Source organism: Brachybacterium sp., assembly GCF_052095815.1.
Lineage (GTDB): Bacteria > Actinomycetota > Actinomycetes > Actinomycetales > Dermabacteraceae > Brachybacterium.
The window spans coordinates 143,058-161,587 of sequence record NZ_JBQDLF010000004.1 but is presented as its reverse complement, the minus strand read 5'-3'; the positions used below and the strand labels follow the sequence as shown (position 1 = coordinate 161,587).

22 protein-coding genes are annotated in these 18,530 nt (G+C 70.9%); 17 read left to right on the top strand and 5 right to left on the bottom strand.

All coding sequences use genetic code 11. The annotated features are described in order from the left end of the window. Positions 1–38: 38 nt before the first annotated feature. Complete coding sequence (locus ACTH43_RS03265; protein ID WP_441443495.1) at positions 39–659, bottom strand: hypothetical protein; 621 nt, start codon at positions 657–659, stop codon at positions 39–41. Continuing rightward, entirely contained in the window at positions 656–1,303 is a 648-nt protein-coding gene (locus ACTH43_RS03260; protein WP_441443494.1) for a hypothetical protein, read from the bottom strand. Before ACTH43_RS03260 ends, ACTH43_RS03265 begins: the two co-directional genes overlap by 4 nt. Before the next feature lie 97 nt (positions 1,304–1,400). Between ACTH43_RS03260 and ACTH43_RS03255 the strand changes: the two genes are divergently transcribed. The 13 genes from ACTH43_RS03255 to ACTH43_RS03195 all read left to right on the top strand — a co-directional run bounded on the left by ACTH43_RS03255 (position 1,401) and on the right by ACTH43_RS03195 (position 11,077). Beyond that, entirely contained in the window at positions 1,401–1,610 is a 210-nt protein-coding gene (locus ACTH43_RS03255) for a helix-turn-helix domain-containing protein (RefSeq protein ID WP_441443493.1), read from the top strand. A 216-nt stretch (positions 1,611–1,826) separates the two neighbouring features. Further along, positions 1,827–4,019 carry an AAA family ATPase gene (locus ACTH43_RS03250; protein ID WP_441443492.1) on the top strand — a complete coding sequence of 731 codons (2,193 nt, stop codon included), beginning with the start codon at positions 1,827–1,829 and terminating at the stop codon, positions 4,017–4,019. 350 nt (positions 4,020–4,369) lie between these two features. Further along, the gene (locus tag ACTH43_RS03245) at positions 4,370–4,750 is read left to right on the top strand and encodes a hypothetical protein (protein ID WP_441443491.1); all 381 of its coding nucleotides are present in this window, start codon (positions 4,370–4,372) and stop codon (positions 4,748–4,750) included. A 158-nt stretch (positions 4,751–4,908) separates the two neighbouring features. After that, positions 4,909–5,181 (top strand): hypothetical protein, encoded by a 273-nt coding sequence (locus tag ACTH43_RS03240; RefSeq protein WP_441443490.1) that lies wholly within the window; start codon positions 4,909–4,911, stop codon positions 5,179–5,181. Continuing rightward, on the top strand, positions 5,178–5,360 hold the full coding sequence (locus ACTH43_RS03235; protein ID WP_441443489.1) for a hypothetical protein: 183 nt from the start codon (positions 5,178–5,180) through the stop codon (positions 5,358–5,360). The genes ACTH43_RS03240 and ACTH43_RS03235 overlap by 4 nt, the downstream gene beginning before the upstream one ends. Beyond that, positions 5,360–5,707, top strand: coding sequence for a hypothetical protein (locus tag ACTH43_RS03230; protein ID WP_441443488.1), 348 nt, complete (start codon positions 5,360–5,362; stop codon positions 5,705–5,707). Before ACTH43_RS03235 ends, ACTH43_RS03230 begins: the two co-directional genes overlap by 1 nt. Beyond that, positions 5,704–5,940, top strand: coding sequence for a hypothetical protein (locus ACTH43_RS03225; RefSeq protein ID WP_441443487.1), 237 nt, complete (start codon positions 5,704–5,706; stop codon positions 5,938–5,940). The genes ACTH43_RS03230 and ACTH43_RS03225 overlap by 4 nt, the downstream gene beginning before the upstream one ends. Next, entirely contained in the window at positions 5,937–7,046 is a 1,110-nt protein-coding gene (locus ACTH43_RS03220) for a hypothetical protein (protein ID WP_441443486.1), read from the top strand. The genes ACTH43_RS03225 and ACTH43_RS03220 overlap by 4 nt, the downstream gene beginning before the upstream one ends. Continuing rightward, the gene (locus ACTH43_RS03215; protein WP_441443485.1) at positions 7,043–7,786 is read left to right on the top strand and encodes a hypothetical protein; all 744 of its coding nucleotides are present in this window, start codon (positions 7,043–7,045) and stop codon (positions 7,784–7,786) included. Before ACTH43_RS03220 ends, ACTH43_RS03215 begins: the two co-directional genes overlap by 4 nt. Then, positions 7,783–9,354 (top strand): terminase large subunit domain-containing protein, encoded by a 1,572-nt coding sequence (locus ACTH43_RS03210; RefSeq protein ID WP_441443484.1) that lies wholly within the window; start codon positions 7,783–7,785, stop codon positions 9,352–9,354. The genes ACTH43_RS03215 and ACTH43_RS03210 overlap by 4 nt, the downstream gene beginning before the upstream one ends. 62 nt (positions 9,355–9,416) lie before the next feature. Further along, on the top strand, positions 9,417–9,671 hold the full coding sequence (locus ACTH43_RS03205) for a WhiB family transcriptional regulator (RefSeq protein WP_441443483.1): 255 nt from the start codon (positions 9,417–9,419) through the stop codon (positions 9,669–9,671). A 153-nt stretch (positions 9,672–9,824) separates the two neighbouring features. Then, positions 9,825–10,616, top strand: a complete 792-nt coding sequence (locus tag ACTH43_RS03200; protein WP_441443482.1) for a hypothetical protein — start codon at positions 9,825–9,827, stop codon at positions 10,614–10,616. Between the two features lie 137 nt (positions 10,617–10,753). After that, entirely contained in the window at positions 10,754–11,077 is a 324-nt protein-coding gene (locus ACTH43_RS03195; protein WP_441443481.1) for a hypothetical protein, read from the top strand. A gap of 283 nt (positions 11,078–11,360) precedes the next feature. On the opposite strand, the gene ACTH43_RS03190 is transcribed toward ACTH43_RS03195, so the two are convergent. Further along, positions 11,361–12,746: a variant leucine-rich repeat-containing protein gene (locus tag ACTH43_RS03190; RefSeq protein ID WP_441443480.1), complete on the bottom strand. Its 1,386-nt coding sequence runs from the start codon at positions 12,744–12,746 to the stop codon at positions 11,361–11,363. Between the two features lie 356 nt (positions 12,747–13,102). On the opposite strand from ACTH43_RS03190, the gene ACTH43_RS03185 reads away from it, so the two are divergent. Continuing rightward, the gene (locus tag ACTH43_RS03185; protein ID WP_441443479.1) at positions 13,103–13,567 is read left to right on the top strand and encodes a hypothetical protein; all 465 of its coding nucleotides are present in this window, start codon (positions 13,103–13,105) and stop codon (positions 13,565–13,567) included. A 75-nt stretch (positions 13,568–13,642) separates the two neighbouring features. Here the strand turns inward: ACTH43_RS03185 and treS are convergent, their stop codons facing one another. After that, positions 13,643–15,442, bottom strand: a complete 1,800-nt coding sequence (gene treS, locus ACTH43_RS03180; protein WP_441443478.1) for a maltose alpha-D-glucosyltransferase — start codon at positions 15,440–15,442, stop codon at positions 13,643–13,645. 128 nt (positions 15,443–15,570) lie between these two features. Here treS and ACTH43_RS03175 point away from each other — a divergent pair, with 128 nt between their 5' ends. After that, positions 15,571–16,227, top strand: a complete 657-nt coding sequence (locus ACTH43_RS03175) for a hypothetical protein (protein WP_441443477.1) — start codon at positions 15,571–15,573, stop codon at positions 16,225–16,227. A gap of 46 nt (positions 16,228–16,273) precedes the next feature. On the opposite strand, the gene ACTH43_RS03170 is transcribed toward ACTH43_RS03175, so the two are convergent. After that, a complete protein-coding gene (locus ACTH43_RS03170; protein WP_441443476.1) occupies positions 16,274–16,951 on the bottom strand; it encodes a uracil-DNA glycosylase in 678 nt (225 codons plus the stop codon). 128 nt (positions 16,952–17,079) lie between these two features. On the opposite strand from ACTH43_RS03170, the gene ACTH43_RS03165 reads away from it, so the two are divergent. Next, positions 17,080–17,538, top strand: coding sequence for a DUF3263 domain-containing protein (locus tag ACTH43_RS03165; protein WP_441443475.1), 459 nt, complete (start codon positions 17,080–17,082; stop codon positions 17,536–17,538). Positions 17,539–17,601: 63 nt separating this feature from the next. Next, the gene (locus ACTH43_RS03160; RefSeq protein ID WP_441443474.1) at positions 17,602–18,201 is read left to right on the top strand and encodes a LytR C-terminal domain-containing protein; all 600 of its coding nucleotides are present in this window, start codon (positions 17,602–17,604) and stop codon (positions 18,199–18,201) included. Positions 18,202–18,530: the final 329 nt, after the last annotated feature.

Sequence of the window (18,530 nt, the reverse complement as noted above, 5' to 3'; positions counted from 1 at the left end):
CTGACAGCCTGACCCCTCATCGAAGGATCGCTACACCACTACCTGGGACTTGACCAGTGCAGGAGCGATCCGCGCACGGTGCGCGCCGAGAGCGGGCGGCCCTCGGGATGAGCTTTGGTTGCGCGGCCGCCGCTGGCGAACAGCCACGCTTTCAGATCGGCGACGTGCCGAGGCGTCACCTCATCGATCGGGACGTCCCCGAGGTGGCGGCGCACGGGCGCGAGGACGGCTGCGTAACCCTCCAGCGTCACCGCCCTGACCTCATCCTCGCGCGGCTGCTCCAGCCACATCGTGAGGAGCTGATCCACGGTCAACGCGCGATCGTAGCGGCCGGACCGCTCGACCTCGGCGCGCACGTCGTCGACCACTTGGCGGGCGCTCTCCAGCGAGTCCACCGTGCGGGTCACCTGACGGCGCTTGGTGGCCCCGGCCGGGGTCGCGTCGACGACGACGCGGAACCGGACGGCACCCCGGCCGGTGACGGTGCGGCGGATCGGCTCATCGGCCCTCGGGCAATCGGGGCACGTCCAGCCGACTACCTGATCGGCCCGCGTGATCTGTGACCAGCCCTTGCGCACGTTGCCGCGCTTCGCGCCGCAGGAGGCGCACAGCTTGTCAGCCTGCGCCGGTAGCGCGAGGCGGTTTCCTGTCCTGCTCATCGTCCGTTCTCCTCATTCTGTGATTCGGCGCGGTCTGCGCCGGTGGTCTGTGATGCGCGCTTGCGCCCCGTGCTCGCGGGAGCGATGTCGCCGTGGTCTCGGGCCTCGCGCACGTAATCGTCGATCCGCGCGCGCGACACCTTGTAGCGCTCGGCGAGGGCTTGACGCCGGGGCGGACGGTCCCGCCCCTGTTCATCTACGCGCCGTGCCCCTTCCTCGCGCCATGCGGCCGCGAACTCTGCCCGTGGGATCGACGTGCCGGTGAGCATCGGGTCGTCGTCCCCATGGCTGGCAGGTGTCGCTGCCAGGGGGTCGCTGTGCGCGTCGGCGGTGCGCGCCCCGCTCGCCATGGCGGCCCGGTACTCGGCGGCCCGGGTCACGGCGAGCTTGTGGACCGTGGCGAGAGGCAGGGACCGCAGGGCGCGTTGCGTGACGCCCTTCCCGTCGACCCCGTGCGTGGTCAGCGAGGTGACGGTCTCGCCGTTCACCGTGGCGTCCCATCGCCCGCCGCGCCCGTCGGTCACGACGACTACTAGCTCTAGGGGGCCGCCGGTCTGTAGGTCGCCGTACTGGTCCACGGTCGCGCTCGGACGCGAGTAGCTGACCGTCTCCCACCGGGGCCCGTTTGGACTGGATGTGTTCATAGAACCCAAACTACAGCCCTAGCGTTCCGGTTCGCAACGAGACATGCTGAGGGCGCAGAAAACAACAGACCTGCACCTTGGAACGGGAGAGAAGCTAGTGACCGCAACAACCGCCGCACCATCGCCCACGGGGCCCGAGCCGCTATGGCGGGCCGAGGACTTCGCCCGGCACACCGGGACCAACGTGGGGACCGTCTATCGGCTCATCCGGCAGGGCGATCTGCGCGCCGTGCGCGTCGGCCGCCTGGTCCGCATCCCCGAGTCGGCTGTGACCGAGTTCATCGCGTCCGGCGGGTCCCCGCGATGACCAGCCGCAGACATGAGTGCGGCCCCGCTCTGACCAGGAGCAGGGCCGCAGGGGGTCGCCGGAGGAGCGGCGGCCCGAGCATGACGCACTGCCCATCGTAGCGGCGCGAGACCGCCCGCCATAGGGCATGACCTGGCATTACACGTACTACAGATGACCGAGCGGCTGGCAGTAGGGCCGCGCTTGCGTCGACCTCGGCCCGGGAGGGGCCACACCATGACGCAAACCGACCGCCGCCCCGCTGGTCTGGACCAGCGCACTGCCGACCTGCGGCTGTACCTGCGCGAGCTGTTCGACGGTACGACCGGCTACGTGCACGCCGCAACACTCGACCGACGCGCCGCCGAGGGGATCGGCTGGCAACCCTTGCGCGGTATCCGCGAGGGCGAGGGCCGCATCCCCGATGACCGCCCCGCCCTGCTCGACGGACTCGCCGAGGCGCTGGTGTTGGAGTCCGACTTAGGGGTCGACGTGTTCACCTGCCCCTATCCGCTCATGGGTGCCCGGGTCCGCGCCGCTGGACGGGCCACGACCCGACGCCACGCGCACGCCGACATCGACGGTCCGGTCGACCTGGAGCGTGCACGAGCGCTCGGTGCGTGGGCTGTCGCGAGCGGGTCGACCGCCGCCGACGGCACCCCACATGGGCACATCTACGTGCGCATGACCGAGAGCGTCCCCGAGCACGCACACACCGCGCTGTGCCGGGCGCTCGGACAGATGATCGGCGGCGAGCACCACGACACCGGCAAGGTGAACGACAACGACGTGCTGCGCCCGCCCGGGACGCTGAACCACAAGCGCGATCCCCAGCCCGTCGCATGGTTGATCCGCCCCGACGACCTCACGGTGCGCACCTGGGAGCCCGAAGCGCTGGCCCGCGAGCTGGGCGTGCAGTGGCCCATCCCCGACCCCGGCGAGGGCCCGGAGCCCGCCGAGGCAGTTGGGCCGACCGGTGTGGGGCGCGAGGCGCTGGAGCCCGTGCCGCTGGCCGAGGGCCTGGCCGCCCGCCGCGTCGACGGTCTGGTGCGAATGGTGGCCGAGGCCGAGCGCGGCGCAGGGAATGACGCACTGAACCGCGCCGCCGGTGTCTGCGCGGCGCTGTGCGCGACGGCGGGCGAAGGTCTGGACCCCGTCGAGGTGCGCGAGCGGTTGGTGCAGGCGTACCGGGACCGACCCAGCGAGGAGCCCCGGCGACAGCGCGAGCAGACCGCTCGGGCGACCGTGCGGAGCGGCTGGCGATGGGGCACCGCGCACCCGGCCGAGGCACGGGCCGACCGAGGACCACGAGCGGCCGCCGAGGTGGCCGAGGAGCAGACGACGTTGACGACGACCGAGCCCGAGGCAGTGGAGCCCGACGACGCTTTCCTGCGCGAGGTGGCCGCCGAGGTGCGCCGCCTACGCATCCGTGACGCCGCCGCCGAGGTGCTGCGCGGCGACCAGGTGGACGCCTCGCCCTCGCGGCTGATCCAACCGGGCGGGTCGCTGATCCTGGACACCCCCGAGCACCCGGTGCCGATCTGGGGTGCCAGGGGTCAAGTGCTCATGGCGCATGGTGAGGCGCTGCTGATCGTCGGCCCCTCGGGCGTCGGCAAGTCGACGCTTGCTCAACAGTTCATGCTCGGGCGCTGCGGCCTGGAGCGCTTCGCGGAGCTGCTGGACCAGACCGTCAGCCCGGGTGAGGGTCGCGTGCTCTATCTGGCGATGGATCGCCCGGCGCAGACGCTGCGGTCCCTGCGGCGCATGGTGAGCGAGAGCGAGCGAGCCCTACTCGACGAGCGTCTGAGCATCTGGCAGGGGCCACCGCCCGCGAAGCTCACCGAGCACCCCGAGGTGCTGCTGCGCATGTGTCGTGAGGCCGGAGCCGACACCGTGGTGATCGACAGCCTGAAAGACACCGGTTCGGTGGTCGACGACGAGGGCGGCACAGGGTGGAACACCGCCCGTCAGACCGTGCTCGCCGAGGGCGTGGAGGTGCTGGAGCTGCACCACCAGCGCAAGGGCGGGACGCTGGAGGGCCTGGACGATGTGTACGGCTCGACGTGGCTCACGGCGGGCGCAGGGTCGGTGCTGGCGATGATCGGCCGCGCCGGTGACCCGGTGGTCAAGGTGCGGCACCTGAAACAGCCCGCAGAAGAGGTCGGCCCGCTGAACGTGGAGCACGACCACGTGGCCGGGCGGTCGCGCGTGGTGCTGACCGCCGACCTGGTGTCCATGGCTGCGCGGCTTGACGGGGTGTCGGCCGTGCAGGCGGCGCACGCACTGTTCAGTGCCGACAAGCCCGACGCGAATCAGAAAGCGCGGGCTAGGCGACGGCTGGAGGCGCTGGCTCGCGAGGGGCGGGTGCGTGTGGTCGACGAGGGGGACGCGGCAAACGGGCGACCGAAGCGCTGGGGGGCCGCCCGATGAGCGCGCTTGGACCTATACGGGGACCTATACGCACCCCCTACGCGCCGACCCCTGTACGGGGAGCTGTACGCACCTGTACGGCGGAGAAGAAACACCAGGTCAATAGCTATACGGGCACCTATACGCGCCCCTACGCGGCCCCTACCTGTACGCGCACCCCCCTCCCTAAGAGGGGGTGCGTACAGGGGGAGTGCTGTACGCGAGGTGCCGGAGACCTCCAGGGCGGGGGTCTAGGGCTGGGCCGCTCGCCCGATTTGATCAACTCGACAATAAGTGTCCCGACGCCGCGTGCACATGAGTCCCGTTATCCACAATCCGTCCACAGTGACCGAACCGACCGAGGAGCCGACGTGACCGACACCGCCCGATCTGAGAGCGGCCGACATTCCCCCGGCCGCCCCTACGCCTACGCGCACCGCGCGTCTGCGCCGCCCGATGAGCTGATCGCCCGGTGCCCGTGGTGTGCGAGCTGGCACAGCCACGGCCAGGCTGCGGTCGTCGACGATCCGTTCATCGACTCGCGCGTGGCTCACTGCCTGGACCGCCCACGCCCCGGCATGTATGTGCTGACGATCGACCCCGAGCTGATCGGGCAGTCATGTACCGACTACCCGCCCGAGTGGATCGCGGCCGCGCGCCTCTCGCCGCGCGACCTGGACGCGCTGGACGCGCAGAACCGACCTATCGGTTCCGACCCCGCGCCAAGTGCCGCCGAGGAGGTGGCCCGATGAGCGCTCGCCGAGGGCCGCACCTGTTCTGTGAACAGGTGGGAGACGACCCTGCCGCGCAGGTCAGAGCGTCGCCCGCCCTTAGCTCTCACAGAAACTCTCACGCCGCCCGACGATCCGGGCCGAAACCACGCCGAACCGAACCGAGGAGCTGAACCGAGATGACCACCGAGATACGGGCCGATGACCTCGCCCGGCGAGCCGCTGCCCGGCGAACACTGACCACCGCACTCGCCGTGCCCTGCCACCGCCACCGAGTGCTCATCGGTGCGCCCTGCTGGACCTGGCCCGCCCGGTACTCGCTCGGTGAGTGCATCGGCGTCTGCGCACACCGCTTCGCCGCTGCGAAAGCGGACCAGCGAGCCACCGCCGAGGGCCGCGTGCTGCCGCACGCTCGCCGCCGCGTCCGTACCCGCGCAGGGCGGCGGCCATGAGCGCGCGCAGGCGGGCCAGGACCGCCCCAAGGGCGGCCGAGTCCGACGAGCCCGCGCGCGAGTCGGTCCGGCACGTTCACGGGCCGCTGGCGGCTCTGCTGGACCCGCCGATCACCCGATACAGCACCACCACGCCCGACGCGACGATCAGCGCCGAGGGCACCGAGGAGGAGACCTGATGACCTGTCCCCATGACGCCTACGCGCTGCGGCCCGCGCCGATTCAATCGCGTCTCTACACCGAGGAGAACCGCCGCGCGGTGTCCACCCCGTCCGCGCAGCCGCTGTCACCCGAGGCCGCCCGGCCGTTCCTCGGATGCCCCGACTGCGCGATCCACGGGCACCCCGGCCGGATCGGCTCGCGCCGGAACTACTGCGCGCTGTGCAACCGCTTCGCGGCGGCGGTGCGCGCAAGCATCCGCCGTCGCCTGCTAGCCCTGCTGACTGCTGAACAGCAGGAGCAGATGCGCGGCGACGCCGAGGCCGAGGTCTACGCCCGCATGCTCCCCGAGGAGGTCACCCGATGAGACAGCACCGCCACAACCGCACGGCGCTACCCGCCCCGCTACCGCCGTACCAGTCCGTGTGGGATCAGAGGCGGCCCGTCTCGCCCGAGCCCGCCGAGCTGACCGCCGACGAGGTGGCCCTGCTGCGCCCCCTCGGCAGGCGCGCCGTCGTGCACGACATGGCCGAGCGCCTGGGCCTACCGACCCCCGACCGACCCCACCCGACCACGACCGCCGAGGAGGCGCGACGATGACCACCACCGACACCACCACCAACCATGCCGACGGCGCGACAACCGACGCCCCGCTGATCACCTCGGCGATGCCCGAGAGCGCGCGAGCCTGCGGCCGCTGCGGCGTGCCCGTGGCCCCCGAGGATGAGCGCGGCGAGGTGGTCGTTGACCGCGCCGTGCGCGCGATGATGACCTATCCGAACGGAGCGACGGTGCCGCACCCGAACGGCGGGGGCACACCAGCGGTGACGTTCTCGACGTGCCCGGACTGCGCCGACCGCACTGTCACGACGGCCCGCATCCTGCGCGCTCACCCCGCGCTCGCCGCGCGCCTCGGCCCCGCCCATGCGCACGATCAGCTCACGGCGGCGCTCGACGCTTTCGCGATGATCGGCGCGAGCGTCCCGGCCGACCACATGATGCGCGACGCCGTGCTGACCCGGTACGTCGTGGACAGCATGGCGGTTGTCGGCGGCGCTGTGCAGTGGACCAGTGCGTATCACGCTCGCGAGGTGACCGCACACCAGTGCGCGGCGGTGCCGTTCGCCGCCGCCACGGCCGAGATGCGCGCCGCTGCCCGGGCGAGGATCGGCGGAGTGCTCGCCTATCGCGTGGCGACCACCGCCCCCGCAGTGCCGTTGCCCGCGCCGGATCGGCGACCGTGCATGTTCTGCGGCGTGGCGACGGTGGAGGTGCCCGCGCATCACGTCGTGGTCCTTGGTGGCCGCGACCGCGCCCGAGATGCTGTCTGGTTCCCGCGCACGGCGACCCTGCACACCCTCGGCCGGTCCAGCGCCGGTGCGATCCGCGAGCGGATCGACGGCCACCTGTGCCGCCCCTGCGGTCGCGCCGCATCGGCGGTCGGATCGCTCGGCGTCGCCGCGATGGCGCGCGCTCTCGGCGAGCACCTGCGCGGCACCGGGCGGGATGATGCCGCCCGGGCGCTGGACCTCGCCGTGCGTGAGGAGTCCCTGACCGGCCTGTTCGGTCACGGTGCAGTCGGCGGCGGGGCGAACAGCACCCCGTGGGCTCACGTCCACCTCGGTAACGGGCTCGCACCCTCCAGCCCGTCGCGCGGCACTCGCGGCCCGGCCCGCCGCACGGCTGCCCGAGGCGGTGCGCGATGAGCCGCCGAGGACGCCCCCGCAAGACACCGCCGCCCGAGCCGACACGCGCCCTGCGCAAGGACGGCACCGCGACCGAGTCGCACGGGCCGGGCCACGGCGGCCCCGCGCGCGGCACAGGCACCCGGCCGCCGTTCGCGCCGGGCAACACCGTGAACCTGCGATCGGGGCACCGCTCGCCCCGCGTCTATGGTCAGCTCGCCGAGCACCTGGCCGCCGGGATGCTGGAGGCCCGGCCGGACCTGGCCCCGTATCCGGAGTCCGTGGCGGCCTGGGCCACGCTGGAGGCGCAGGCAACCCTGATGCGACGCCACATCGCCGAGGTCGGCCCGATCGACCCGGCCACCGGTGAGCCGCGCCCGGGCACGCTGACATGGCTGACGAAGCTGGAGAAGCACGCCGCCGACCATCGCGCACGGCTCGGGCTGGACCCGCGCTCTGAGGCGGCCCTCGCCCGGGAGCGGGCGGCGGCCTCGGTGCTGGCGGTAGACCTCGACGCCCTGGCCGAGCGGGGCCGGGCGGCCCTGGCATCCCAGCGCACGGCAGGTATCGAAGCGCCCGCCGATCCTGTCGTCGGGATGCTCGCCTCGGTGCAGTCTGCCGGGCGGGCGGCGATGGAGCAGAGTGCCCGGCACCATGCGGCGGCGGGCCTGGCCCCTGAGCCGAGCCCGGCGGAGACAGCTACCACCGAGCCCGCCCCGGCGAACGACACCACCACCACCGACCAGGAGGCCGACCGATGAGCACCCGCACCGCATCCGGGCTCGATGCTCTCGCGCTCATGTCCGGGATGGAGCTGGAGGACGGCAGGACGTGGGGCGAGGCCGCTCACCCATTCCAACGCGCCGACGCCGAGGCGATCCTGAGACCGGCCGCCCCCGAGGCGCTGCCGAGCGGGAACACTGACGGCCCCGCCCCGCCTCGGCGTCACTACCTGCTGAGGGGACGCGGCATGTCCAAGACGACCGATCTTGCGGCGCTCACCCTCGCCCTGCTGCTGGCCGAGGCACCGCCCCGGGCGCGGGTGCACGTGTATGCGGTGGACCACGACCAGGCGGCGCTGTTCATCGACGCGGTGGCTGGAATCGTCGGCAGGACGCCGGGCCTCGGCGGGGCGCTGGAGGTCGGCGCGCGGGCGATCACGGTCAAGTCCTCGCAGGCAACCCTGAGCGTGGAGGCGTCGGACGGGGCGAGCGCGTACGGCACGCGGCCGTGGCTAACCGTGGTGGACGAGCTGGCGATGTGGCCCGCCACGACCAACTACCGGCGCTTGTGGGGCGCGATCGTCTCGGCGGTGCCGAAGGTGCCGGGCTCGCGCCTGCTGGTGATCGGTACCGCAGGGTCGCCGACGAGCATGGGGGCCGAGGTGTGGGGCGAGGCGAGGGCCTCGGAGCACTGGCACACCTCGCGCACGCCCGGCCCCTCGCCGTGGTGGTCCCCGGCGGACATCGACTCGACCCGGGCGGACCTGACCGCCTCGGAGTGGCGGCGGCTGATCCTGTGCGAGTGGGCCGAGTCCGACGACGCGCTGACCTCGCCCGAGGATGTCGACGCGGCGATCCGGGGCGGGTCGGCGGTCATCGACCCGCACCCGGGGACCGAGTACGTGGCCGCGCTGGACGTGGGCACCCGGCGCGACCTGACCGCGCTGGTGGTGGGCCACGCCGAGCGCACCGATGCGGGCCGCCGCGTGGTGATCGACCGGGCGCTGTTCTGGCGGCCTCGGGACACCGGCGGGCGGGTGGACCTCGCCGAGGTGGAGGCGGCCGTCATGCGCGTGTGCAAGGCCTACCGGGCGCGGCTGCGGTTCGATCGGATGCAGGCCGAACAGCTCACCGGGAACCTGGCCCGGGCGGGCATCCGCACCGAGGAGTACGTGTTCAGCTCGGCAGGTGCGAACCGTTTGGCCCGGTCCCTGTTCGTCGCCCTGCGCGATCGTGCGCTGTCCCTGCCCGACGACTCCGAGGTGCGCGAGGAGTTCATGAGCACGCGCATGGTGGAGACCGGGCCGGGGACGGTCAAGCTCCAGAATCCGCCGGGCACGCACGACGACATCGTGACTGCGGTGGGCATGGTGGTGTCGGACCTGATGGACCAGCCCGAGACCGGGCGCGGCATGGTGACGGTCCCGAGGGGTCGCCGAGATGCTGTGCGCCTCGCTGAGCGGGCCATGCAGCGGCCGACGATGCCGCTGGACCAGCGGGCGCGGATTGCGGCGCGCGGCGGCGGCTACGGCCCGGGCGGTGCCGTGGTGCTGGACGGGACGGCGAACGATCCGCGCCGGGTGCGGTCGGGGCGGTGGGGCCGGTGACGCTCACGACTTCCCAGCATCCCGGGATCGGCGCATCCCTGCCGACCGCGCCGAGGAGGATCATGGCGACGGCCTCGGCTCGCGCTGAGCTGATGCACGCCGTAGCGATACGTGAGCGGGCGGGGGAGCCGCCACCGTGCCGCCTGGCCCCCGAGCCGTTCACATCCGACCAGGCCGCCGAGCGCCGACGGGCGGCCGAGCTGTGCGCGCGGTGCCCGCTGGCGGCGCTGTGCCGCGATTACGCCGCCGAGGCGGGCGAGGTGTGGGGCGTGTGGGGTGGCGTGGATCGCTCCAAGGTGACGGAAGGGCAACAGTGAGGACGGAAGGAGGCTCAAGTGTCTGAAACAGGACCTAACCTGGCCGAGCGCGGCCCCTCTCGTCGCTGCGCCCCTCCAGAGGAGTCAACGTTGCCCAAGCGCCCGCATGTCCTGAGCCGTCGCGCTCGCCGAGGTAGTTCGACCCTTGTTGCGGTGCTCGCGGCCGTCATGCTGGCCGCCTGTGGCGGCACTGGTGCGCCCGAGACCGACTCGGCGTCGGCTGCCCCGGTCGCCGAGGTGACGACGGAGGCGGAGACGACCGAACCGTCGCCTACGCCGACCCCCACACCGTCACCGACTCCCGAGCTGCCCGAATCGCCGCTGGTGCGTGAGCTGGACATGGAATGCAACGGCGGAACGGGAACGACCAGCTACAACTACTACTCGCTGGAACGAGTGTGGCAGGACAGTGCCGAGGCGCATACACGATGCACGATCTACGACGACATGGCCGTGCAGTTGGAAGTCGAGCAGGAAGCCCTGGAGCGAGCGTATGGCCCGGATAGTGACTCGCTCCACATCCTCTATTCGATGTGTGGCGAGACGATGATGGGTAACGCGGGCACCTTCGGACCTAGGCCGATGACCGAGGGACAGCGGCACGAGACCGAGGGTGCGCTCGTCCTCTGCCCGGAGCACCCGGATGCCGAGGCGGTGCGAGAGCTAGTCGCCATCGGTGCGGCGGACGACGAGATACGCGCCGAGGGGCGGATGTTCCACTCGGGTACTTATCTCGTCGGCGAGGAGGTACAGCCCGGTACATACGTGTCCGAGAGTGGCGACGGCGAGCCGTTCGACGGCTGCTACTGGGAGCTGACCGATGAGTCGGGAGGCATCATCGACAACTTCTTCTCGACGAGCGCTCTGCGCGTCGAGCTGACCGTGAGAAGTTCTGCCTACTCGCTCACCGTGGACGGGTGCGGCGAGTTCCGCCCCGCCGAGTGAAGGAGTCGCGCGCAATGGTGAGTTCAATAATCCGTCGCGGTGCCCTCGCTGCGGCTGCGGCCCTGGTCTTGAGCCTCGCTGCTTGCAGCCCCTCGGCGAAAGAGGAGGAGAGCGCAGCGCCTGTCGCCGAGGAGACCGTGAGCGAGAAGCAGGCCACCGAACCGGAGCCGACGCCGAGCCGTACGCCTGACCCGGACGCGCCCGAGCTCGCGATTTTCGCCGACGGCGACGACATGGCCCACACGATGTGCGTGCTATGGACGACCGAGCTGGACGACGCGGGCGACCTCCGCGACGTCGCAGAGGATGTCGCCTGGTACGGATCGCAGGCCGATAACGAGTTCATGCAGTCGCCGATAGCGGGACCGTGGGGAGCAGACGACCCGGGCGGCACAAACGTGCTGTGCCGGTGGAACGGCTACGAAGTGCAGGACGGGTCGCCTGCTGATCTGCTGGGGTAAGGGCGGCGAAGGCGCGCTCACGAGCCCTCACAGAATTTCTCACAAACGGCGCGAAATGAGACGAGACGACGGGCAACCGGAACCGCGTAGAAGTGTCTGACCAGGCACGGGAGGTCACGAAATGGCATAGGACAAAGCGGCCCTGCTCGACTTGTAAACAGGTGGTTGCGGGTTCGATTCCCGTCTCCAGCTCGAAAAACAGCCCCTCACCTGCGAGGGCATCGTCTCCGATGCGCTCCGGTGAGGGGCTGTTCTGCGATCCCGATAGCGTCCGCGCCGGGGGTCAGAACGTCTCGTAGGTCACCCGGTTCACCATGAACCCCTTGCCGGTCATGATATTCCAGCAGGTCATGCCGTCGAAGCGGCTGGTGCAGGCGACATTCCCGGAGGTCGCGCTCTGGTCGTACTCGAGCGCAGTCGCGGTGTCGCTGAGGAAGGACGATCCGCAGGCCGTGGCGGCTGCGCCGTCGGAGACCTGGATCGAGAACGGACCGTTCTCGCAGTCCTCGAGACCGGACTCGCCGAAGTCCCGCTCGAGCACGCTGCAGGACACCGAGTCGCCCTCCAGCAGGCAGATGATGTTCCCGGTCGGGGAGCGCAGCTCGGTCATCTCCTGTGCGCCGTCGGGGGCAGGGGAGACCGGGTCCTGGCTGGGGGTCTCCTCGGTGGGTTCTTCGGTGGGCTGCTCCGCCGGGGCCTCCTGTGCCGTGGTCGAGCTGTCTCGCTCATACCCGTCGTCGTCTGCGGACAGCCAGGCGCGTCCGGCGAAGGCGATGACGACCACCAGCAGGAGGGAGAGCAGCAGGCAACCGCCGCAGGCCCACCAGATGCGGCGGGAGGGCCCGGAGCCCTCGTCGTCCGTCGCGCCGGGGTGCTGTGCAGGGGGCGTCGCGGCAGCTGCCGCAGCGGGTGCCGCGGCACCGTATGCCGCGGCACCGTAGGGCGTCTGCGGACTCTGCCCCTGCGGGAACTGCGGTGCGGCGGAGGACTGCGCGCCGTGCATCGCTGTGGCGTCATAGGCACCGGGGACGGCGGGGAAGGCGTAGTCCGGGTGCTGAGCTGGTGGTGGGGGGGGGGCGGGTGCGGGGGCTGGGGCTGGTGCTGGTGCTGGGCCGGGGGCCGGGGGGGCGGCGGGTGCCGCGGCAGCCGCGGCGCCCGCGGCCGGAGCATCCGGCGATGCCGGGGAGGGCGCCGGACCGAGGGGGACCACGCCCGCGTCCTGCGCGATCCTCACGGAGGAGGCCGGGGCACCGGACGCGGGTTCGTCAGAGTCGTCCGCGCCGTTCCAGAAGGCGTCGTCTCCGAAGTCGCCCCAGACAGAGACGTCGTCGGGGTCCTCGGCTGCCGGCTCCGCGACCGATTCTGGCTGCAGATCGAAGGAGGTGTCGGGAACCGGGACGGGAGCGAGACCTGCGACCTGGGTGTCGTCGTCGGCAGTGTCCCTCTCAGAGGCTTCTGGCTCGGAGACATCCTGCTCACGGCTCTCCTCGTAGGCACGCTTCGCCCACGGGTTCGTGGCCAGGATCCACTGGCGCGCGACCTCGGGGCACGACGGGTTCAGGAGGATCATCCGCTGCAGCTGAGGATGCTTCTCGGTGAGTTCGAGCAGACGCTCCGGGCTCGTGCTCGGATCGCCTGCCTCCTGTGCCGCTGAACGGGGCTCTGCCACCGCATTCTCCCTTCGTCACGCTGTCTCGGCCGTTGCGCCGAGACAGTGTCCCGCCGCCCGCATCTCGAGCTCGGACCTCGTGCCCGTGCCTCGTGCCGATCCCCGAGAATGGCACATCGGGCGTGCTCGAGGCACGGGGCAGGTGTGCAACGGAGATTTTTCACTGGCCATGCGCACGGTCCGTCGGCATCTAGCGGGAGGCGAGGCAGGAGGAGATCGCCTGCGGTGGTGCGCAGGGGAGTTCTCCCCATATCGCCGATCCGGGGACCCCGATACCCTCGACCACTGTGCCGTGGCGGATGCCGGGGCAGTTCAAGGGCGCCGGCGCCGCAGGTGCCGGATCGAGAGGGGACCACATGATCATCTGGCGCGGATGGGGCGGCCTGGCCATCGTGTACATCGGAGCGTGTGCGGCACTTCTGGGAGGGCTGCTCGGCGCTTCGATCCTGCAGTCCTCGACAGCGGCAGGACCGTTGGCGGGACTGGGGATCCTGATCGGCGGGGCGATCACGGCAGTGCACGGATGGTACCTCAACGTGCTCCTGCCCCGGAAGCGGGCGGAGCAGTGGGAGGCGGCCGAACGGCCCCGGCTCGAGGACGCAGCGGACCGCGGAGTGCTGGTCGTGGGCAACACGCTGCCCAGCAGCCCCGAGGAGGCGGCGCAGATGATCGAGTCCGTCATCGCCGATGGCCGTCGCGCGATCGGCCGCCACGGTCCCCATTCGGTGTTCTGGATCCCGATGGAGGTCATCGGGATCCTCGCGATGGTCGGCGGCATCGTCCTCGCCGGCGCGACCCTCGCCGCAGCCTTCACAGGCTGACGAGGCTCCGCCCGCTCCGGCTAACGGACCCCGCCCGCTCGGACTGACTGGCCCCGCCCGCCCTGGAAGCAGGCGTCAGCTCGCCGGCGGTTGGGCATCCTCCACGGTGATCACCGGCAGCGCGGTGGTGACCGTCATCGGCTCCCCGTCGGGGTGCAGCGGGCGCACCTTCAGCCAGTAGTAGCCGTGCCCGCCCAGGGTGATGGTCATCGAGCCGTCCTCGCCCACCGGCGGGAACTCGTGCCCGCCGAACAGGTCGCGCACCGTGCGCCGAGCCAGCCCTCCGAGCTCCAGGGAGACGGTCACGGGACGTGCGGAGAGGTTGAACACGCACAGCAGGGTCTCGGCGTGGAACTCCGCGTCCTCGCCGTGCTCGGCCCCGTCGTAGGTGCGGGTGAAGGCGAGCACGCGGTCCGAATCGGCGGGGACGTTGCGGTAGGCGCCCATGCCGAAGGCCTCGTGCTCCTTGCGCACCGCGAGCATCCAGCGCACGAAGTGCAGCAATGAGCTCGAATGCGCCATCTGCGCCTCCACATTGGTGGTGGCGTAGTGGTAGACGAGCGACTGGATCACCGGCAGGTACAGCTTGCCGGGATCGGTGATCTCGCTGAACCCGGCATTGCGATCGGGGGTCCACTGCATCGGCGTGCGCACGGCATCACGATCGGTGAGCCAGATGTTGTCACCCATCGCGATCTCGTCCCCGTAGTAGAGGAACGGGGAGCCGGGCAGGGACAGCAGCAGGGCGTGGATCAGCTCGAGCTCGCTGCGGGAATTGTCCAGCAGCGGCGCCAGACGCCGACGGATGCCCACGTTCGCCCGCATCCGGGAGTCCGGGGCGTACCAGCCCAGCATCGCGGTGCGCTCCTCCCCGGTGACCATCTCGAGGGTCAGCTCGTCGTGGTTGCGCAGGAAGGTCCCCCACTGGGCACCCCGGGGGATCTCCGGGGTGTCCTCGAGGATGTCGATGATCTGGCGGGCGCTGCCTTCACGCAGTGCGTAGAACAGGCGGGGCATCACCGGGAAGTGGAAGCACATATGACATTCGGGCTTCTCCTCGGTTCCGAAGTAGTCCACGACGTCGCGGGGCCACTGGTTCGCCTCGGCGATGATCACGCGTCCGGGCCAGTGGTCGTCGACGTAGCTGCGCAGCTCGGCGAGGAAGTCGTGGGTGGCGGGGAGGTTCTCCCCGTCCGTGCCCTCCTCCTCGTAGAGATAGGGGATCGCGTCGGCGCGGAAGCCGTCGATGCCCTTGTCCATCCAGAACTTCACGACGTCGAACATCGCCTCGCGGACCTTCGGGTTCTCGAAGTTCAGATCGGGCTGGTGCGAGAAGAAGCGGTGCCAGAAGAACTGCCGACGCACGGGGTCGAAGGCCCAGTTGGACTCTTCGGTGTCCACGAAGATGATGCGGGCCTCGGAGTACTTCTCGTCGGTGTCCGACCACACGTAGAAGTCGCCGTAGGGCCCCTCCGGGTCCGAACGCGATTCCAGGAACCACGGGTGCTTGTCCGAGGTGTGGTTCATCGGCAGGTCGATGACCACCCGGATCCCGCGCTGATGGGCTTCGCTGACCAGGCGCTCGAAATCGGTGATCGAACCGAACTCCGGCAGCACCGCCTCGTAGTCGGAGATGTCGTAGCCGCCGTCGCGCAGCGGCGAGGCCATGAACGGCGGCAGCCAGAGGCAGTCGATGCCCAGCCACTGCAGGTAGTCCAGGCGTTCGATGAGGCCGGAGAAGTCGCCCGTGCCGTCGCCGTTGCCGTCGGCGAAGGCGCGCACCACCACCTCGTAGAAGACGGCCCTGCGGTACCAGTGGGGGTCGTAGTCGACCCCTGGTCCCTGCGGTGTGAACTGAGTGGTGTGCAGGGGCATCGGGTCCTCCACGGCGGGGTAAGGAGCAGGGCGTGCGACGTGCCACCACAGTAGCGTCCGCCGTACTATGGCGGGGCAGCTGCGGGCAGTGCCGTTCGCGGATCATGTCAGCACGTCGGGGGAGACCAATGGGGCATCCATATCCGGGGCAGCGGCCCCCGCCGCAGCAGCGCTCGCGCACCGGTTTCTGGTGCGCGCTGGCCTGCGTCCTGACCCTGCTGGTGATCGTCTTCCTGGCGGTGACCGGCGGGGTGGTCTACCTCGTGAGCCGGGACCGGGGCTCCCCGCCGGGGCCGACGGAGACCGCGAGCGGACCCGAGCTGGTGACCTTCGAGCACGAGTTCTTCAGCTTCTCCTACCCGGCGACCTGGTTCGACCTGAACAAGAGTGCAGATCCGGCGGATGCCGTGGGAGTGGCGGAGCTCGCCGACGAGGACATCGCCCCCGATGACCTCTACAGCTTCGCGACCAACAGCATCACGGTGTACATGTTCGACTCCGACCTGCACGCGGTGATGACCTGCCGCACGCAGGCCACCTGGACGGGCTTCGGCTGGGACGAGCCCGGGGACCCCGAGGAGCTGGACCCGATCACCCTCGACGGCAAGGAGCTCGCGGCGCATCGCACCACGGGCACCCATGACGGACAGGACGCGGTGGGGGAGATGTACTGCGCCGACGTGGCCGATGACGTGGTGCAGATCGTGGTCGAGACCCACGGCGCGACGGAGCTGTCTCCCGAGATCCGGCAGATCCTCGACAGCTGGGTCTGGACCGAGGGCTGAGCCCGGGCTGCGCCGGCGGCGTCAATCCCCGGCGTCAGTCCCCGCGTCAGTCCCCGACGCGCCAGTCGATCGGCGCCGCACCCTGCTTCGCGAGCAACGCGTTCGCACCCGAGAACGGCCGGGAGCCGAAGAACCCTCGCGAGGCCGACAGCGGACTGGGGTGCGGGCTGGCGATGTACGGCACCTCGCCCAGCAGGGGGATCAGGGACTGGGCATCGCGTCCCCACAGGATCGCCACCAGCGGACCGCCGCGCGCCACCAGCTGGCGCAGCGCCTGCCCGGTGATCTCCTCCCAGCCGCGGCGACGGTGTGAGGCGGCGGCCCCGGGGGCGACGGTGAGCACCCGGTTCAGCAGCAGCACACCCTGGTCCTGCCAGGCGGAGAGATCGCCATGGGGTGCGCGCGGGATCCCCAGATCGCTCTCGAGCTCCGTGTAGATGTTCGTCAGCGACCTCGGCAGCGGGCGCACCTCCCGCTCCACCGCGAAGGAGAGCCCGATCGGATGGCCAGGGGTCGGATACGGATCCTGGCCGACGATCAGCACCCGCACCTCGGCCAGCGGGCGCGTGAAGGCGCGCAGCACCCGATCAGGAGCGGGCAGATAGCCGCGACCGGCGTCCTCCTCGGAACGCAGGAACCCCTCCAGCTCCCGAAGGCGGGGTTCGACGGGCGCGAGCGCCTCAGCCCAGTCGGCGGCGATGTTCTCGGCGAGCGATGTCGACACGGCTCCAGTCTTCCACCGGACCAGTCACCGGCGCCCCGCTGAGCGGCGCGCGTGAGCCGTTCCCCACCCGGGCCGGGTCAGCGGCGCGCCGGACAGGACCGGCGCGTCCCGGCCCTTACCCTGGGGCTATGTCCTCCGATATCGCTCATCGAGCTTCCCGCGCAGCGCTCGCCGCCGCGGGAACCGTCGAGGCTGCGGAGGCTCTGGAGGCTCTGGAGGCTGTGGAGGCTGTGGAGGCCACAGAATCGGAGCAGCAGCTCTCCGCGGGTGAAGAACCGGAGCAGGGCGACGACACTCCCGCCACGATGTCCGATGCGTCACTGCCCGGCCCGCAGGGCGGGCTCAGCGAGCGGGACCGCCGGATCCTCGCCCTCGAAGGTCGCACCTTCCGCTACGTCGGCGCGAAGGAACGGGCGATCCGTGAGCAGATCGGCCTGTCGAAGGTCGCGTACTACGTGCGTCTGAATGCACTTCTGGACGAGCCCGCCGCACTGCGGGCCGCGCCCTCCGTCGTCCACCGACTGCGGGGCCGGCGCACGTCCGAGGATGGCGCCACGGGCGCCGCCGACACCCACCGAGTGGCCTGAGCGGAGTCACCCGCAGGGCGTGTGCTCCGCACCCGGCGCGGGTGGAGCAGGTTTAATGGGGCCGTGGCTGATTCCCAGTATCCGTACCCGCCGGACCGTTTCGACGATGAGGCGGACGCCGTGTCCTTCCACGGCGCCCACCGCGCCGAGCTCCCGTTCTGGCGGGAGAACCTGCTGTACATCATCATCATCGGCGCCGCCGCGGTGCTGCTCGTCGTGCTGCTCTTCTTCATCGGAGGCATGGGCAACAACGGCGATGACCGCGCAGAGGACCCCACCTCCGCCGCGGCCGAGAGCGAAGCCGCCGAGCAGAGTGCCGAGGAGACCGCTGCCGAGGAGGAAGCCGAGCCCGCCCCCGAGCCCGACCTCACCACTCCGGTGCTGGTGGTCAACGCCGGCGGCATCAACGGCCTGGCCGGCACCTGGCGCGACACCCTCGAAGGTGAAGGCTGGGAGGACGTCAGCGTCACCACCTCGGACAACGCCCAGCAGGAGCCGGTGGTCTTCTACCGCGACGAGGGCGACGCGGACACCGCTCAGGCTCTCGCCGAGCGCGCCGGCGCCGGCGAAGCCCGTCAGAGCGACGAGTACGACGCCCGCATCACCCTGGTCGCCGTGGCTGAGCCCGGCGATGCCGGCGGTGACGCCGAGGGCGAAGGCTGACAGAGCTCGCTCTCGACAGCAGGAGGCTCGAGCGGCAGGCGGCGACCCAGGAGGTCGGCGCCTGTCGCTCTCCAGATTCCCGGGCCGTTCCGGAGGGCTCCGCAGCGCGGGGCTCTGACACAGGGCGAAGCGACTGCGACCCGACAGCGACTCGACCGATGTGTCCGCCATGAGCAGAGAGTTAGCACTCTCCGCCTTCGAGTGCTTATGATGATCTGGCACTCGGTGATCGAGAGTGACAGCGCCTCGTGCGCTCGAGCTCGCGCGCACCGGGGGCACGATCGGCAGGCGGTCCACCGCTTCGCCGACCACGAACATTCCGGCCCCGT

What these genes read in the sequence shown, in the direction of transcription:
- ACTH43_RS03230 (WP_441443488.1), top strand. Translation starts at nt 5,360, where the DNA reads ATGACCTGTCCCCATGACGCCTACGCGCTGCGGCCCGCGCCGATTCAA.
- ACTH43_RS03185 (WP_441443479.1), top strand. Translation starts at nt 13,103, where the DNA reads ATGATCATCTGGCGCGGATGGGGCGGCCTGGCCATCGTGTACATCGGA.
- ACTH43_RS03205 (WP_441443483.1), top strand. Translation starts at nt 9,417, where the DNA reads ATGGCGACGGCCTCGGCTCGCGCTGAGCTGATGCACGCCGTAGCGATA.
- ACTH43_RS03260 (WP_441443494.1), bottom strand. Translation starts at nt 1,303, where the DNA reads ATGAACACATCCAGTCCAAACGGGCCCCGGTGGGAGACGGTCAGCTAC.
- ACTH43_RS03165 (WP_441443475.1), top strand. Translation starts at nt 17,080, where the DNA reads ATGTCCTCCGATATCGCTCATCGAGCTTCCCGCGCAGCGCTCGCCGCC.
- ACTH43_RS03210 (WP_441443484.1), top strand. Translation starts at nt 7,783, where the DNA reads ATGAGCACCCGCACCGCATCCGGGCTCGATGCTCTCGCGCTCATGTCC.
- ACTH43_RS03175 (WP_441443477.1), top strand. Translation starts at nt 15,571, where the DNA reads ATGGGGCATCCATATCCGGGGCAGCGGCCCCCGCCGCAGCAGCGCTCG.
- ACTH43_RS03220 (WP_441443486.1), top strand. Translation starts at nt 5,937, where the DNA reads ATGACCACCACCGACACCACCACCAACCATGCCGACGGCGCGACAACC.
- ACTH43_RS03225 (WP_441443487.1), top strand. Translation starts at nt 5,704, where the DNA reads ATGAGACAGCACCGCCACAACCGCACGGCGCTACCCGCCCCGCTACCG.
- ACTH43_RS03215 (WP_441443485.1), top strand. Translation starts at nt 7,043, where the DNA reads ATGAGCCGCCGAGGACGCCCCCGCAAGACACCGCCGCCCGAGCCGACA.
- ACTH43_RS03265 (WP_441443495.1), bottom strand. Translation starts at nt 659, where the DNA reads ATGAGCAGGACAGGAAACCGCCTCGCGCTACCGGCGCAGGCTGACAAG.
- ACTH43_RS03235 (WP_441443489.1), top strand. Translation starts at nt 5,178, where the DNA reads ATGAGCGCGCGCAGGCGGGCCAGGACCGCCCCAAGGGCGGCCGAGTCC.
- ACTH43_RS03240 (WP_441443490.1), top strand. Translation starts at nt 4,909, where the DNA reads ATGACCACCGAGATACGGGCCGATGACCTCGCCCGGCGAGCCGCTGCC.
- treS (WP_441443478.1), bottom strand. Translation starts at nt 15,442, where the DNA reads ATGCCCCTGCACACCACTCAGTTCACACCGCAGGGACCAGGGGTCGAC.
- ACTH43_RS03250 (WP_441443492.1), top strand. Translation starts at nt 1,827, where the DNA reads ATGACGCAAACCGACCGCCGCCCCGCTGGTCTGGACCAGCGCACTGCC.